Here is a 12,150-nt window from a genome sequence, read left to right on the forward strand (position 1 = left end):
ACATGGCACTCCAGGGCGAATACCTTCCGAGCACATCCGAGTGGGCGCGCACCCAGGCGGAGGCGTACGAGCAGTCGCAGGGCGCCGAGGCGGCCGACCTCCGCGGTGTGCCGATCATCGTGCTCACGACCGTCGGGGCGAAGACCGGCGGCCTGCGCAAGACGGCCCTCATGCGCGTCGAGCACGACGGACGCTATGCCGTCGTCGCGTCGAAGGGCGGGGCCCCGAAGCCCCCGGCCTGGTACTGGAACATCCGACGGAACCCCCACGTCGAGCTGCAGGACGGCGACGTCACGCGCGAGTTCACCGCGCGCGAGCTCGAGGGCGACGAGTACGGCGAGTGGTGGGAGCGCGCCGTCGCCGTGTGGCCCGACTACGCCGAGTACCAGAAGAAGACCGACCGGAGGATCGCGGTGTTCGTGCTCGAGTGAGCGCGCTCAGCGCAGCGCGCGCAGGAAGCCCACGAGGGTCGCTCCGGCCGCGTCGACCGTGCCGTCGTTCACGATCTCGAGGTCGGCCGCGACACGCGGCGACGCGCGGGCGATCCGCGCGCGGGCCGCGGCCTCGTCCTCGCGGCCGCGGGCGAGGATCCGCGCGAGGCGCACCTCGGCCGGCGCCGTGATGCACACGACGACGACCCGGGCGAAGGCCGCGCGCGCCTCGCCGACGGATCCGCGCGAGATGTTCGCGACGATGATGCGCCCCGCGTCGATCTGTCCGCGGACGGACGCGGGGATCCCGTAGCCGAGACCGTGGGCGCGCCAGGTGAGGGCGAAGTCGCCGCGCGCCTCCGCCGAGGCGAACGCGTCGCTCGCGACCGGCTCGTGGTCCTCCCCCGGCCCAGACGGACGCGTGACGCACCGGCGCGGGAACACGAATGCGTCCTCCGCCGCGAGAGCGTCGCGCGCGTATCCGAGGATCGTGTCCTTGCCGGATCCGCTCGGACCGACGATCGCGACGAACGCGCCCGTCATGCGACCCTCTGTCCCTCGCGCCACACGCCGCGCACGATCGGCACCGACGCGGTCATGCCAGGGGCGCCCTCGTAGGCGTGCACGCGCACGAGATCGCCCCGTCGCCCCGGCGCGATGACGCCGCGGTCGTCGAGGCCCGCCGCGCGCGCGGGATTCGCGCTCACGAGGGCCGCCGCCTGCGGCAGCGCGATGGCGCCCTCGTCGACGAGGCGGAACACGGCCTGCAGGGGGCTCGCCGGGACGTAGTCGCTCGAGAGGATGTCGAGCACTCCGTCCGCGAGGAGGTCGGCGGCGGCGACGTTGCCCGAGTGGGATCCGCCGCGCACGATGTTCGGCGCGCCCATCACGACGAGCTGCCCGGCCCGCCGCGCCGCGCGCGCCGCCGCGATCGTCGTCGGGAACTCCGAGATGTGCACGCCGAGCGCCGCCGACTCGTCGACATGCTCCTGCGTCGCGTCGTCGTGGGCCGCCATGCGGATCCCACGCGCCGCCGCGCGCTCCGCGAGCCGGTGTCGATTGATGTCCGAGAACTCGGCCGCGAGCGCGTGCAGCTGGTCCACATGCTCCGCGAACTGCGCCGCGGACATGCCGTGCTTGCCGACCATGTAGGTGCGGAACGCCTCGACGTCGGCGTACTGCCGCTGCCCCGGCGTGTGATCCATGAGCGAGACCATGCGCACGCGGTCGTGCCCGCCGAGCTCGTCGAAGACCTCGACGACGTCGGGCGTCGCGACCTCGCAGCGCAGGTGCACGTAATGCTCGGCGCGCAGGATCCCGCTCTCCGCCGCATGCAGGAGCGCATCGACGAGGATCGGCGCCCTGCTCGCAACGCGGTTCTCGCCGGGGCCCGAGCCGATGCGCAGGGCGTCGAGCACGGTCGTCACGCCGGATGCCGCCATCTGCGCGTCGTGTGCGACGACGGCGGGGATCGGATCCCAGTAGCGCTTCGGCCGCGGCTGGAAGTGCGACTCGACCTGGTCGGTGTGCAGTTCGACGAGGCCGGGGAGCAGGTGGTCGCCGCCCATGTCCTCCCCGGCGCGCGTCGCGCCCTCCGTGACGTCGACAATCCGGCCGCCTGCGACGCGGACGGACCCGCGGATCACCTCGCCTGGCAGCACGATACGGGCGTTCGTGAGGATCGTCTCGTGGGTCATCGCGCGGGCTCCTGTGCGTCGAGGGGGAACGTCCGGAGGATCTCGAAGGGCGCGCCCGGCTCGCGTTCGATCGCGAGTGTGAGCGCGGTGAGGGGCACGTCGGCGCCCGCGACGTCGGAGAAGTGCTCGACGATCCGCTCGTCGATCGCGCCGGCTGCGCCATCCGCGAGCGCATTCGTCAGGGTGAGGTGCACCCGGAACTCGTCGAGCACGTACGGGTAGCCGTAGGCGTCGAGCAGCTCGCGCTGGCGGGCGCTCAGCCGCTCCGGCCGGCGCCGGGCGACCTCGTCCGCCGTGAGCGGGGCGCGGAAGAGCTCGAACTCCGCGACGATGCGCGCGGCGAGCGCGGCGATCGCCGTCTGCTCGGTGGGGACGAGCGCCCGGAAGCTCCCGATCGGGGCGGGGTGAAGTCCCGGGAGGACGATGGGCGCCTGCGCCGCCGCGAACCGCGCGAGCGCGCCTGCCAGCTCCCCCTCCGCGCGTCCGGGCGCGAGGCGGAACGGCGCCTTGAGCGTCGCGTGGAAGCCGTAGCGGCGCGGCTCGCTCGTCGCGGCCCTGACGTCGTCGCGCGCGAACCAACGCAGGGCGGCCTCGCGCACGCGGACCGCCGCCTCCGGGGCTCCGGACTCCGCGCCGGGCACACCGTAGATCGCGTATCTCGTCATGCGGCCACCTCCTCCCGCGCCGGCGCGAACCGCCGCACGTCGACGATGTCGTCCGCCACGGCCTCGCGCACATCGGCATCGTGGAAGATCGCGAGCATGCCCGTGCCCGCGTCGAGGCGCTCGCGGATCATCTCGATGACGACGCCGCGGTTGCGGGCGTCGAGCGACGCCGTGGGCTCGTCGAGCAGCATGAGCGGGCGCTCGATCGCGAATCCGCGCGCGATGTTCACGCGCTGCTGCTCGCCGCCCGAGAACGTCGCGGGTGGGAGGCCCCACAGCCGCTCGGGGATGCTGAGTCGCGCCAGCAGCTCGCCCGCCCGTTCGCGCGCCTGCCCACGGGCGGTTCCCCGCTCGACGAGCGGCTCGGCGACGACGTCGACGGCCGCGACGCGGGGCACGGCGCGGAGGAACTGGCTCACGTACCCCATGGTGTCGCGTCGCGCGGCGATCACGTCGCGCGGCGCGGCCGTGGCGAGGTCGAGCACGGATCCGCCGTGGCGGAGGAGGATCCGCCCGCGGCTGGCGCCGTAGCTGCCGAACACCATCTTCATGATCGTGCTCTTGCCCGCCCCCGATTCGCCGCCGAGGACGACGCACCGCCCCCTCGGGACGTCGAAGGCCACGTCGCGCACGACGGGCAGCACCTGCGATCCCTGCAGGTGCAGCGTGAAGTCCTTGTCGACGCCGTCGAGCGAGAGCGCGGCATCGTGGGGCATGTCGTCTGTCATGGGTCAGCCCTGGAGGATCGAGGAGACGAGCAGCTGCGTGTACGCCGCCTGCGGGTCGTCGAGGACGCGGTCGGTGAGGCCCTGCTCGATCACGAGCCCGTCCTTCATCACGAGCGTGCGGTGCGAGATGAGGCGCGCGACGGCGAGGTCGTGGGTGACGATGACGACGGCGAGCCCGAGGTCGGCGACGAGCGAGCGGATCAGGTCGAGCAGCCGCGCCTGCACCGAGACGTCGAGTCCGCTGGTCGGCTCGTCCATGAACACGAGGCGTGGGCCGAACACGAGGTTGCGGGCGATCTGCACGCGCTGGCGCATGCCGCCCGAGAACGTCGCGGGGACCTCGTCCATGCGATCCGCCGGGATCTCGACGCGCTCGAGCCATTCGGCCGCCTGCCGCCGGATGAATCCGTAGTGCCGCGCGCCGTTCGCCATGAGGGGCTCGCCCACGTTCCCGCCCGCCGATACGTGCATGCGCAGCCCGTCGGCCGCGTTCTGGTGCACGAAGCCCCACTCGGTGCGCCACAGCCGGCGCACCTCGCGCTCGGACAGGGACGACAGGTCCGCGAGCTGGCCCGACTGCAGGAGGTAGCGAATGTCGCCCTCGTCGATCTGGAGCCGCTGGGAGAGCATGCCGAGCAGCGTCGACTTCCCGGATCCCGATTCGCCCACGACCGCGAGCACCTCGCCCGGCCACAGGTCGAACGACACGTCGCGGCATCCGAAGCGGTCGCCGTAGGCGTGCCCTGCTCCGGTCACGCTGAGGAGGGGAGGTTCGGGGATCATGCGCTCGCTCCCTCGCGCTCGTGTGCGGCGCGCTCGCAGTGGTCGGTGTCGCTGCAGACGAAGATGGCGCCGCCGGAGTCGTCGGTGATGACCTCGTCGAGGTAGACGCCCTCCGATCCGCAGATCTCGCAGGGACGCTCGAACGTCTGCGGCTCGAAGGGGACGTCCTCGAAGCCGAGCGAGACGACGTCCGTGTAGGGCGGGATCGCGTAGATGCGCTTCTCCCGGCCCGCCCCGAAGAGCTGGAGCGCGGGGCTCTGGTGCATCTTCGGGTTGTCGAAGCTCGGCACGGGCGAGGGCGCCGCGACGTAGCGCCCGTTCACCATCACCGGATAGTCGTAGGTCCTCGCGACGTGACCGTACCGGGCGATGTCCTCATAGAGCTTCACGTACATGAGGCCGTACTCCTCGAGGGCGTGCAGGCGCCTCGTCTCGGTCTCCCGGGGTTCGAGGAAGCGCATCGGCTCGGGGATCGGCACCTGGTAGACGATCGTCTGCCCCTCGGCGAGCGGCGTCTCCGGGATCCGGTGGCGCGTCTGGATGATCGTCGCCTGGTCGGTGCGGGTCGTCGAGGCGGCCCCGGCGACGCGCTCGAAGAACCGACGGATCGACACGGCGTTCGTCGTGTCGTCCGCGCCCTGGTCGATGACCTTGAGCCTGTCGACGGATCCGATGATCGAGGCCGTCACCTGGACGCCGCCCGTCCCCCACCCGCGCGGCATCGGCACCTCGCGCGAGGCGAACGGCACCTGGAAGCCGGGGATCGCGACGCCCTTGAGGAGCGCGCGCCGCACGACGCGCTTGGTCTGCTCGTCGAGGTATCCCTCGTTGTAGACGATCCGCGGCGGGCCCATGGATGCGGGGGACCCGCGCGTCGCGGATACGACGTGTGGGGAAAGATCAGGGACAGTCATCGTGTTCCTCCCTCAGCCGCCGGATGAGCCCGAGCTCAGCCTGGAAGTCGACGTAGTGCGGCAGCTTCAGGTGCTCGACGAACCCGGTCGCCTGCACGTTGTCGCTGTGCGCGATGACGAACTCCTCGTCCTGCGCGGGGCTCACGGCGCGCTCGCCGAACTCGTCCTTCCGCAGCGCCCTGTCGACGAGCGACATCGACATCGCCTTGCGTTCGGCGCGGCCGAAGGCGAGGCCGTAGCCGCGCGTGAACTGCGGGGGCCGCTCGGCGGATCCCACGAACTGATTCACCATCTGGCACTCCGTCACCTCGATGCGGCCGATCGGGATCTCGTGACCGATCTCGGGCGCGTCGAACACGACCTCGACCTCGCCGACGCGCACCTCCCCCACGAAGGGGTGCGTGTTCCCGAAACCGCGCTGGGTCGAGTAGCCCAGCGAGAGGAGGAAGCCCTCGTCCCCCCGCGCGAGCGCCTGCAGCCGCTCGGCGCGCGTCATCGGGAACGTCGTCGACTCGCGCGTGAGGTCTCCCGGATCCGGGTCGGCCCAGCCCTCCGGCCGGTCGGGCTCGACGAGCGCGTCCCGCCCGAGCAGGTCGGTCACGCGCGGCATCGGCTCGTCGAGGTCGGCGTCGGGCTCGGGGACGGGCGGCGTCGCCAGCTCGTCCGCGAGCAGCCGATGGGTGTAGTCGAAGGTCGCGCCGAGCTGCTGGCCGCCCGGCACGTCCTTGAACGTCGCCGACACCCGCCGCTCGCTCGGGAGCCCCGCGGTGTCGAGGGGCTCTGTGACGCCGAAGCGCGGGAGGGTCGTGCGATACGAGCGGAGCAGCGTGATCGCCTCGAGGACGTCGCCCTGAGCCTGCAGGAGCGCCTTGGCGGCCAGATCCGGATCGCAGAGGGACCCCTCGTTCATGACGCGCGCGACGAGCACGCCCATCTGGTCGCGCAGCTGCGCGAGGCCGATGCGGCCCTCTTCCCCGCCCGCCCCGCGCTTCGCGAGGAGCGCGTGCGCGTTCGCGATCGCCCGCTCGCCGCCCTTGACCGCCACGTACATCAGGCGCCCCGCCCCTCGGCCAGCGCCGTCGTGCGCGGCAGTCCGCGCAGTGCCCCGCGCTCGGCGAGGATCAGGTCGACGCCGCGCGGGAACCGTGCGAGGTTGGCCCGCCACGCCGGGAGGAAGCCGCCCGGGAGGCCGGCGCCGTCCCATTCCGCAGATCCGTCGATGCCCGGCCCCGTCGCGACGAACGACCCCGTCGGCTTCACGCCCGTCGCGTCGACGATGACCGTCGCCGAGAGGTGCGGCTCCTCATCGGATCCCGCCGCCAGCTCGTCGAGGGCGGGCATCGCCGATGGGCACGACGCGACGCAGAAGAGCGCATCGCCCGCGGCGTCCGCGATCCGGGCGCCCGTGTGGAAGCGGATCCAGGCCTCGACCTCACCGGATCGGCGGAGCGCGTCGTCGAGCCAGATGGGCGTCTGCTCGTCGCACAGCGCGAGGACGACGGCGCCCGCCTCGGGGCCGAGGGGCGCCGGCGGCGTCACGCGTGCGTCGAAGGCGTGCCGCCGCGTCGGGCGGGCGAGCGCGTCGAGGGCCGTGCGGAACACGCGCTGCGCATCGCGGACCGGCGCGGGGAACCCCGGGTGCCGGATGGCCGCCGCGGAGGCGCTCATTCGTCGTCCTCGCCGTCTGGGCCGTCGTTCTCGCGGGCGACCGTGAAGAAGTCCACGACGGTGCTGCGGGCGTCGGCCCTCCGACGGCGATCGGCGTCGGCCTGGCGCCGCTCGAGCGGATCGATCACGTCGGCGAGCACGCGCTCGCGCAGCGCGGATCCGGCGAGCCCGTCGAAGATCGCGGCGAGCACCGCATGCTCGGGGTGGCTCCCGAGGACGTACGCCGTCCCGATCGCCTCGTCGCCGGATCCGCGCACCGCGACCGTCGCCCGGGTGACGGTCGCCTCCCCCAAGTGGAACCGGTCGCCCGTCCCTCCCGCGCGCGCCTGCACCATCACGAGGCCCGCCTCGGGGCCGCGGAGGTGCTCGACGTCGGGGCGGTCATCGCCCCATGCCCGCCAGAGGTCGGCGAGCTCGGCCTCCGTCGCGCCCGCGAGCACGCGCGCCGTGCGCGCCCGCTCCGCGGGGGTCCGCTCTGTCGTGGTCATGACTCGAGCGTCGCCGCCCCACGTGACCCGCCCGCGCCCCACCCGTGAACGCGGTATGAACCGCCAGGTAAACCGCAGGTAGCCTGTCGCGAACTTGTGCAACAAGTGCGGCCCGCAGGTCCACAGGTCTTCAACGAGTCCGCCGCGAACTGCAGCGGACTCGGCGGAGACTTGTGGATCTGTCGAGTCAGATGACGACGCGGCGCACCCAGGCGCTGATCGCCTCGAGCGTCAGGACGACGGCGAGGATCAGGATGATGATGAAGGTCACCACGTCGAACTCCAGCACCCGATGGGCCTGCATCAGGTAGAAGCCGATCCCTCCCGCCCCGACGATGCCGAGCAGCGTCGCCGCGCGGATGTTGACGTCGAGCTGGTACATGATGTGGGCCACGAACGCGGGCAGCGCCTGGCGCAGCGTCGCGGCCGCGTACACCTGCACGCCGGTCGCGCCGCCCGTGCGCACCGCGTCCTGCACGCGCACATCGCTCTCCTCGAGCGAGTCGGCGACGAGCTTGCCGAGCAGGCCGATGGATCCGATCCCGAGGGCGAGCGCACCGGGCACGGGGCCGAGGCCCATGATGACGATGAAGATGATCGCGAGGATCAGTTCGGGGAACGCGCGCACGCACACGATGAGCACACGGAACGTCATCGCCACGGCGGCGTTCGGCGCGACGTTGCGCGCCGCGAGCGAGCCGATCGGGATCGCGATGACGACGCCGATGAGCGTCGACGCGAGGCCGATCTGCACCGTGACGATCATCGCGTCGAGCAGCTTGTCCCACAGCCCGCCGTCGGACGGCGGGAAGAACAGCACGGCGGTCTGGGGGAGGTCGACGAGGCCGACGACGAAGGCGACGGGGTCGATCTCGGCGCCGACGATCGCGGCGCCGACGATGACGACGACGGCCGACAGGCCGAGGAAGCGGCGGATCCGCTCACCGTCCCACTGCGGCGCGGTGCGGATGGATCCGTCCTTCGCGCGCTGCGGCTCGTGCGTCGCGTCGGGCCTCGTGACCCATCCGTCGGACAGGCGGTCGAGCGCTCCGAGGATCCCGCGCCGCCGGCCGTTCGAGCGGCCGAGGAGCGCCGTGCGGATGCCGCCCGAGATCAGCTCGATGACGACGCACAGCACGAGGACGACGAGCGCGAGCGCCATGCCGCGCTGGTAGTTCATCGTGTTCAGCGCGTCGGCGAGGGCGAGGCCGATGCCGCCGACGCCCACGTAGCCGAGGATGACCGATGTGCGCAGGTTGATGTCGAAGCGGTGCAGCGCCGTCGCGACGATCTGCGGCATGAGGGGCGGGATGACGCCCGAGAGGATCTGCTGCCACCGCGACGCGCCCGCGGCGCGGAGCGCCTCGACGGGCCCGCGGTCGAGCTCCTCGATCGCGTCGGCGTAGAGCTTGCCGACCATCCCGACGGAGTGGAGCCCCATGGCGAGGATCCCCGGCACGGCGCCGAGGCCGAACATGCGGAAGAAGATGATCGCGAGCACGAGATCCGGGATCGCGCGCAGCACGACGATGAGGGTGCGGCTCGCGCCGCCGAGCCACCGGCTCGGCGTCGTCGCGGACGCCGCGAAGATCGCGATGGGGAGGCTGAGCATCACCGACAGCGCCGTCGCGATCGTCACGATCGCGAGCGTCTGGAGGGTGAGGGAGACGAGCTCGCCGATCGGCGGGAAGTCCAGCGGCATCGTGCGCGAGATGAAGTCCGCGGCGTACTCGAGTCCGCTCGCGATCGTCGCGAATGAGATGTCGAGCTCGACGAACGACCAGATCGCGGCGGCGAGGAAGCCGAGCATGACGGCCCACACCGCGACCGTCTGCGCGGCGGGGGCAGGACGCTTCGGCACGGGGAGACCCCGTTGCGCGCTCCGCTGCGGGGCGACGGGGACGATCGTCGCCACGCTCAGGCCTCGGCCGTCTCGCCCGACGCGACCGCTTCCGGGGCCGAGACAGCGTGGTAGATCTCGAAGACGTCCTCGTTGCTGAGCCGATCCACGGCGCGGTCGAGCACGACCCGCCCCGCCTGCAGGCCCGTGATCCGGTTGCCGAACTCCATCGCGAGCTCGACCTGGTGGAGGCTGCAGATGACCGTGAGCCCCAGCTCGGACGAGATCTCCCGCAGGAGCTCCATCACACCGCCCGATGACACGGGGTCGAGCGACGCGACGGGCTCGTCGGCGAGGAGCACGACGGGCTCCTGGATGAGGGCGCGGGCGATCGCGACGCGCTGCTGCTGCCCGCCCGAGAGCGTGTCGGCGCGCTGGAACGCCTTGTCGGCGAGGCCCACGCGCGCAAGGTGCGCCATCGCCTGCTCCTTCACGGCGCGGGGATAGCTGAACAGCCCGATCCGCGGCCCGCGCAGGGCGCCGAGGCGGCCCGTGCACACGTTCTCGAGCACGGACATGGATCCGACGAGGTGGAAGTGCTGGAAGATCATGCCGACCCGGGTGCGCAGCGTCCGCAGCTCGCGCTGGTTCGCGGCGTGCACGGGCAGGCCGAGCGTGTGGACCTCGCCGGACGTGGGCAGGTGCAGCCCGTTGATGTGGCGCAGCAGCGTCGACTTGCCCGAGCCGGAGAGCCCGAGGAGGACGTTGATCTCACCGGGGGTGAAGTCGACCGTCACGTCGTCGAGCGCGGTCACCTGGCCGAAGCGCTTCGTGACGCTGGACATGCGCACGGCGTCGTCCACCTGATCCGGCGTCAGCTCGGGGATGCCGGCGGTCATCGCCTGCCGGATGTCTGCGACGTTCGTCATGGTCTTCTCCTCATGCTCCGTTCACGTGCCGAGCGGGCGGGGCCCCGAACCGGTGCCCCGCCCGCCGTGGGCCGCGTGCGTCAGGCGACGCAGGACTCCGACTTCGTGACCTCGCAGACGGCGCGGATGCCGTCGTACAGCGAGTCCTCGACGGGGATGAAGCCGTACTCGGCCTCCTCGGGCACGGGGCAGTCCTCCGCGCTGTCGCAGATGCCGGCCTCGATGAGCGCCGGGACGTTCAGGTCCTCGGCGAAGATGCGGGCGAGCTCGTCCTGCAGGTCCTGCGGGAGCGCGTCGTTCGACACGTACGGGCTGCCGGGGATGACCTCGGACTCCCAGACGACGTCGACGGCGCCGTCCTCCATCTGACCCGACTCGACGAGGGTCTCGTCGACCATCGCGTCGTATGCGAAGCCCGCGTCGCAGGTGCCGTCGGCGACCGAGAGGGCGGATCCGTCGTGGCTGCCGACCATGACCTGCTCGACGCCTTCCTCGGGGTCGATGCCGACCTCGAGCAGCCCCGCGGACGGGAAGAGGAACCCTGACGTCGACGTCGGGTCGACGAAGCAGACCTTCTTGCCCGCGAAGTCCTCGATCGACTCGATCCCGCTGTCGGGGTTCGCGATGCCGTACGAGACGTAGCCGGGCTCCTGGTCGGGCGCGTCGACGACCGCGCCGAGCGGCGTGATCTCGACGCCGCTGTCGACGGCGACCGCGTACGAGAACGGGCCGAGGCCCGCGATGTCGGCCTGGCCGGCGCGGAGGGCCTCGATGACGCTCGCGTAGCTCGTCGCCTCCTGGATCTCGACCTCGAGGCCGAGCTCGGACTCGAGAGCCGCGATCACCTTGTCCTGCTGCTGGGCGATCGTCGAGGACGACTCGGCCGGGATGATCGCGTACGTGAGCGTTTCGGGCCAGTCGGCTCCGGCCCCGCCGTCCGCGGTCTCGTCGGCGGAGGTGCCGGCGCAGCCCGCGAGGGCGATGAGGCCCGCCGCCGCTGCCGCCGCGAGCGAAGCACGCTTCATGCGCGTGGAGATCATGTGCCATCCATCCTGGTGTGTTCGTGCGCGTCGGACGGGCCGACGCGGGGACGGGTACACCGTGCGGTCGGCATCTGGCGGGCTCCCCACCCATGGGACAACAGACGGGAACCCACGGGTGAACAGGCGAGGAATTCGGGCGACAAGTTCCCGTCGCCCTGGCTCAGGCGTCGCCGAATCGGACCACGACGCGCACCCGGTCCTGCCTGAGCCAGGACCGGCTGAACATGAGGGCGGGTCCGCCCTCGCCGTCGCGCGTGAGGGTCTCGAGGCACCAGGTCGGCGTGGCGTCCCCGATCTCGAGGCGCGCCGCGATCGGCGCGGGCGCGAAGTCGGTCGCGACGCGCGACCACGCCCGCACGGGATCCCGCCGCGTGCCGATCAGCACCTCGGAGAGCGACTCGATCGCGCGCAGGCTCACGTCGAGATCCGCGAGCACGCGCGGAGCGATCCATTCCTCCGCACACGTCGCGACGTGGTCGTCGATGTAGGCGAGGCGCACGAGGCGCGTGCACGGATCCCCCTCCGAGCTTCCGAGGAACCCGCGGATGTCCTCCGGCGCCTCGCGCTCATCCACGTCGATGAGGAAGGTGCGCGCGGTGGATCCGGCGCTCTCGACGATGCGATGCAGCGACGGCGCGCCATCGGGCGAGACCACGTAGTCGATACGGCGATGCACGAAGGTCCCTGCGCCCTGCACCCGGCGCACGAGGAAGCGCGCCTCGAGGCGCTCGAGGGCGCGCCTGACCGTCGTGCGCGTCACGCCGAACCGCCGCACGAGATCGTTCTCGCTCGGGAGCCTGTCCCCCGGTTCGAGGCCGGCGATCTCGTTCCGGAGGCTGTCGGCGATCTGCTGAACGGGTTCCATCGTCCGCAGGCTACGAACGCTTCGTGAACAGATGTCGGACGCTCGGTGACAGGCAGGTGAAGTGGACGGTATCCATCATTTCGGCCTGCGTACGGTGAA

At 72.0% G+C, this 12,150-nt stretch carries 14 protein-coding genes; 1 reads left to right on the plus strand and 13 read right to left on the minus strand.

The features are described 5' to 3' along the window. Nucleotides 1-2 precede the first annotated feature (2 nt). On the plus strand, nucleotides 3-431 hold the full coding sequence (locus GB932_RS06190) for a nitroreductase family deazaflavin-dependent oxidoreductase (protein WP_156759831.1): 429 nt from the start codon (nucleotides 3-5) through the stop codon (nucleotides 429-431). A gap of 6 nt (nucleotides 432-437) precedes the next feature. Here GB932_RS06190 and phnN read toward each other — a convergent pair whose 3' ends face one another. The 13 genes from phnN to GB932_RS06255 form a co-directional block, all read right to left on the minus strand. Further along, on the minus strand, nucleotides 438-974 hold the full coding sequence (gene phnN, locus GB932_RS06195) for a phosphonate metabolism protein/1,5-bisphosphokinase (PRPP-forming) PhnN (protein ID WP_156759832.1): 537 nt from the start codon (nucleotides 972-974) through the stop codon (nucleotides 438-440). After that, nucleotides 971-2,128 (minus strand): alpha-D-ribose 1-methylphosphonate 5-triphosphate diphosphatase, encoded by a 1,158-nt coding sequence (locus GB932_RS06200; protein ID WP_156759833.1) that lies wholly within the window; start codon nucleotides 2,126-2,128, stop codon nucleotides 971-973. Before GB932_RS06200 ends, phnN begins: the two co-directional genes overlap by 4 nt. Further along, the gene (locus GB932_RS06205; protein WP_156759834.1) at nucleotides 2,125-2,793 is read right to left on the minus strand and encodes a DUF1045 domain-containing protein; all 669 of its coding nucleotides are present in this window, start codon (nucleotides 2,791-2,793) and stop codon (nucleotides 2,125-2,127) included. Before GB932_RS06205 ends, GB932_RS06200 begins: the two co-directional genes overlap by 4 nt. After that, nucleotides 2,790-3,521 (minus strand): phosphonate C-P lyase system protein PhnL, encoded by a 732-nt coding sequence (gene phnL, locus GB932_RS06210; RefSeq protein WP_197517334.1) that lies wholly within the window; start codon nucleotides 3,519-3,521, stop codon nucleotides 2,790-2,792. The genes GB932_RS06205 and phnL overlap by 4 nt, the downstream gene beginning before the upstream one ends. A gap of 3 nt (nucleotides 3,522-3,524) precedes the next feature. Beyond that, nucleotides 3,525-4,304, minus strand: a complete 780-nt coding sequence (phnK, locus tag GB932_RS06215; protein WP_156759835.1) for a phosphonate C-P lyase system protein PhnK — start codon at nucleotides 4,302-4,304, stop codon at nucleotides 3,525-3,527. Continuing rightward, nucleotides 4,301-5,218, minus strand: coding sequence for an alpha-D-ribose 1-methylphosphonate 5-phosphate C-P-lyase PhnJ (locus tag GB932_RS06220; RefSeq protein ID WP_306769937.1), 918 nt, complete (start codon nucleotides 5,216-5,218; stop codon nucleotides 4,301-4,303). The genes phnK and GB932_RS06220 overlap by 4 nt, the downstream gene beginning before the upstream one ends. Continuing rightward, nucleotides 5,205-6,269 (minus strand): carbon-phosphorus lyase complex subunit, encoded by a 1,065-nt coding sequence (locus GB932_RS06225; RefSeq protein ID WP_156759836.1) that lies wholly within the window; start codon nucleotides 6,267-6,269, stop codon nucleotides 5,205-5,207. The genes GB932_RS06220 and GB932_RS06225 overlap by 14 nt, the downstream gene beginning before the upstream one ends. Beyond that, nucleotides 6,269-6,886 carry a phosphonate C-P lyase system protein PhnH gene (gene phnH / locus GB932_RS06230; RefSeq protein WP_156759837.1) on the minus strand — a complete coding sequence of 206 codons (618 nt, stop codon included), beginning with the start codon at nucleotides 6,884-6,886 and terminating at the stop codon, nucleotides 6,269-6,271. Before phnH ends, GB932_RS06225 begins: the two co-directional genes overlap by 1 nt. Continuing rightward, entirely contained in the window at nucleotides 6,883-7,374 is a 492-nt protein-coding gene (gene phnG, locus GB932_RS06235) for a phosphonate C-P lyase system protein PhnG (protein WP_156759838.1), read from the minus strand. Before phnG ends, phnH begins: the two co-directional genes overlap by 4 nt. A 187-nt stretch (nucleotides 7,375-7,561) precedes the next feature. Next, nucleotides 7,562-9,289, minus strand: coding sequence for a phosphonate ABC transporter, permease protein PhnE (phnE, locus tag GB932_RS06240; protein ID WP_231916033.1), 1,728 nt, complete (start codon nucleotides 9,287-9,289; stop codon nucleotides 7,562-7,564). A 2-nt stretch (nucleotides 9,290-9,291) separates the two neighbouring features. After that, nucleotides 9,292-10,143, minus strand: a complete 852-nt coding sequence (phnC, locus tag GB932_RS06245; RefSeq protein WP_306769938.1) for a phosphonate ABC transporter ATP-binding protein — start codon at nucleotides 10,141-10,143, stop codon at nucleotides 9,292-9,294. A gap of 80 nt (nucleotides 10,144-10,223) precedes the next feature. Next, on the minus strand, nucleotides 10,224-11,183 hold the full coding sequence (locus GB932_RS06250) for a phosphate/phosphite/phosphonate ABC transporter substrate-binding protein (RefSeq protein WP_156759839.1): 960 nt from the start codon (nucleotides 11,181-11,183) through the stop codon (nucleotides 10,224-10,226). 163 nt (nucleotides 11,184-11,346) lie between these two features. After that, nucleotides 11,347-12,051 (minus strand): GntR family transcriptional regulator, encoded by a 705-nt coding sequence (locus tag GB932_RS06255; RefSeq protein WP_156759840.1) that lies wholly within the window; start codon nucleotides 12,049-12,051, stop codon nucleotides 11,347-11,349. Nucleotides 12,052-12,150 lie beyond the last annotated feature (99 nt).

It is taken from the genome of Microbacterium karelineae, from assembly GCF_009745985.1.
Taxonomy (GTDB): Bacteria; Actinomycetota; Actinomycetes; order Actinomycetales; family Microbacteriaceae; genus Microbacterium; species Microbacterium karelineae.

Excerpts from the sequence above, each read along its gene's own strand:
- GB932_RS06225 (WP_156759836.1), bottom strand. The coding sequence starts at position 6,269 with ATGTACGTGGCGGTCAAGGGCGGCGAGCGGGCGATCGCGAACGCGCAC.
- GB932_RS06255 (WP_156759840.1), bottom strand. The coding sequence starts at position 12,051 with ATGGAACCCGTTCAGCAGATCGCCGACAGCCTCCGGAACGAGATCGCC.
- GB932_RS06200 (WP_156759833.1), bottom strand. The coding sequence starts at position 2,128 with ATGACCCACGAGACGATCCTCACGAACGCCCGTATCGTGCTGCCAGGC.
- GB932_RS06190 (WP_156759831.1), top strand. The coding sequence starts at position 3 with ATGGCACTCCAGGGCGAATACCTTCCGAGCACATCCGAGTGGGCGCGC.
- GB932_RS06250 (WP_156759839.1), bottom strand. The coding sequence starts at position 11,183 with ATGATCTCCACGCGCATGAAGCGTGCTTCGCTCGCGGCGGCAGCGGCG.
- phnG (WP_156759838.1), bottom strand. The coding sequence starts at position 7,374 with ATGACCACGACAGAGCGGACCCCCGCGGAGCGGGCGCGCACGGCGCGC.
- GB932_RS06220 (WP_306769937.1), bottom strand. The coding sequence starts at position 5,218 with ATGACTGTCCCTGATCTTTCCCCACACGTCGTATCCGCGACGCGCGGG.
- phnK (WP_156759835.1), bottom strand. The coding sequence starts at position 4,304 with ATGATCCCCGAACCTCCCCTCCTCAGCGTGACCGGAGCAGGGCACGCC.
- phnL (WP_197517334.1), bottom strand. The coding sequence starts at position 3,521 with ATGACAGACGACATGCCCCACGATGCCGCGCTCTCGCTCGACGGCGTC.
- phnC (WP_306769938.1), bottom strand. The coding sequence starts at position 10,143 with ATGACGAACGTCGCAGACATCCGGCAGGCGATGACCGCCGGCATCCCC.
- GB932_RS06205 (WP_156759834.1), bottom strand. The coding sequence starts at position 2,793 with ATGACGAGATACGCGATCTACGGTGTGCCCGGCGCGGAGTCCGGAGCC.
- phnH (WP_156759837.1), bottom strand. The coding sequence starts at position 6,886 with ATGAGCGCCTCCGCGGCGGCCATCCGGCACCCGGGGTTCCCCGCGCCG.
- phnN (WP_156759832.1), bottom strand. The coding sequence starts at position 974 with ATGACGGGCGCGTTCGTCGCGATCGTCGGTCCGAGCGGATCCGGCAAG.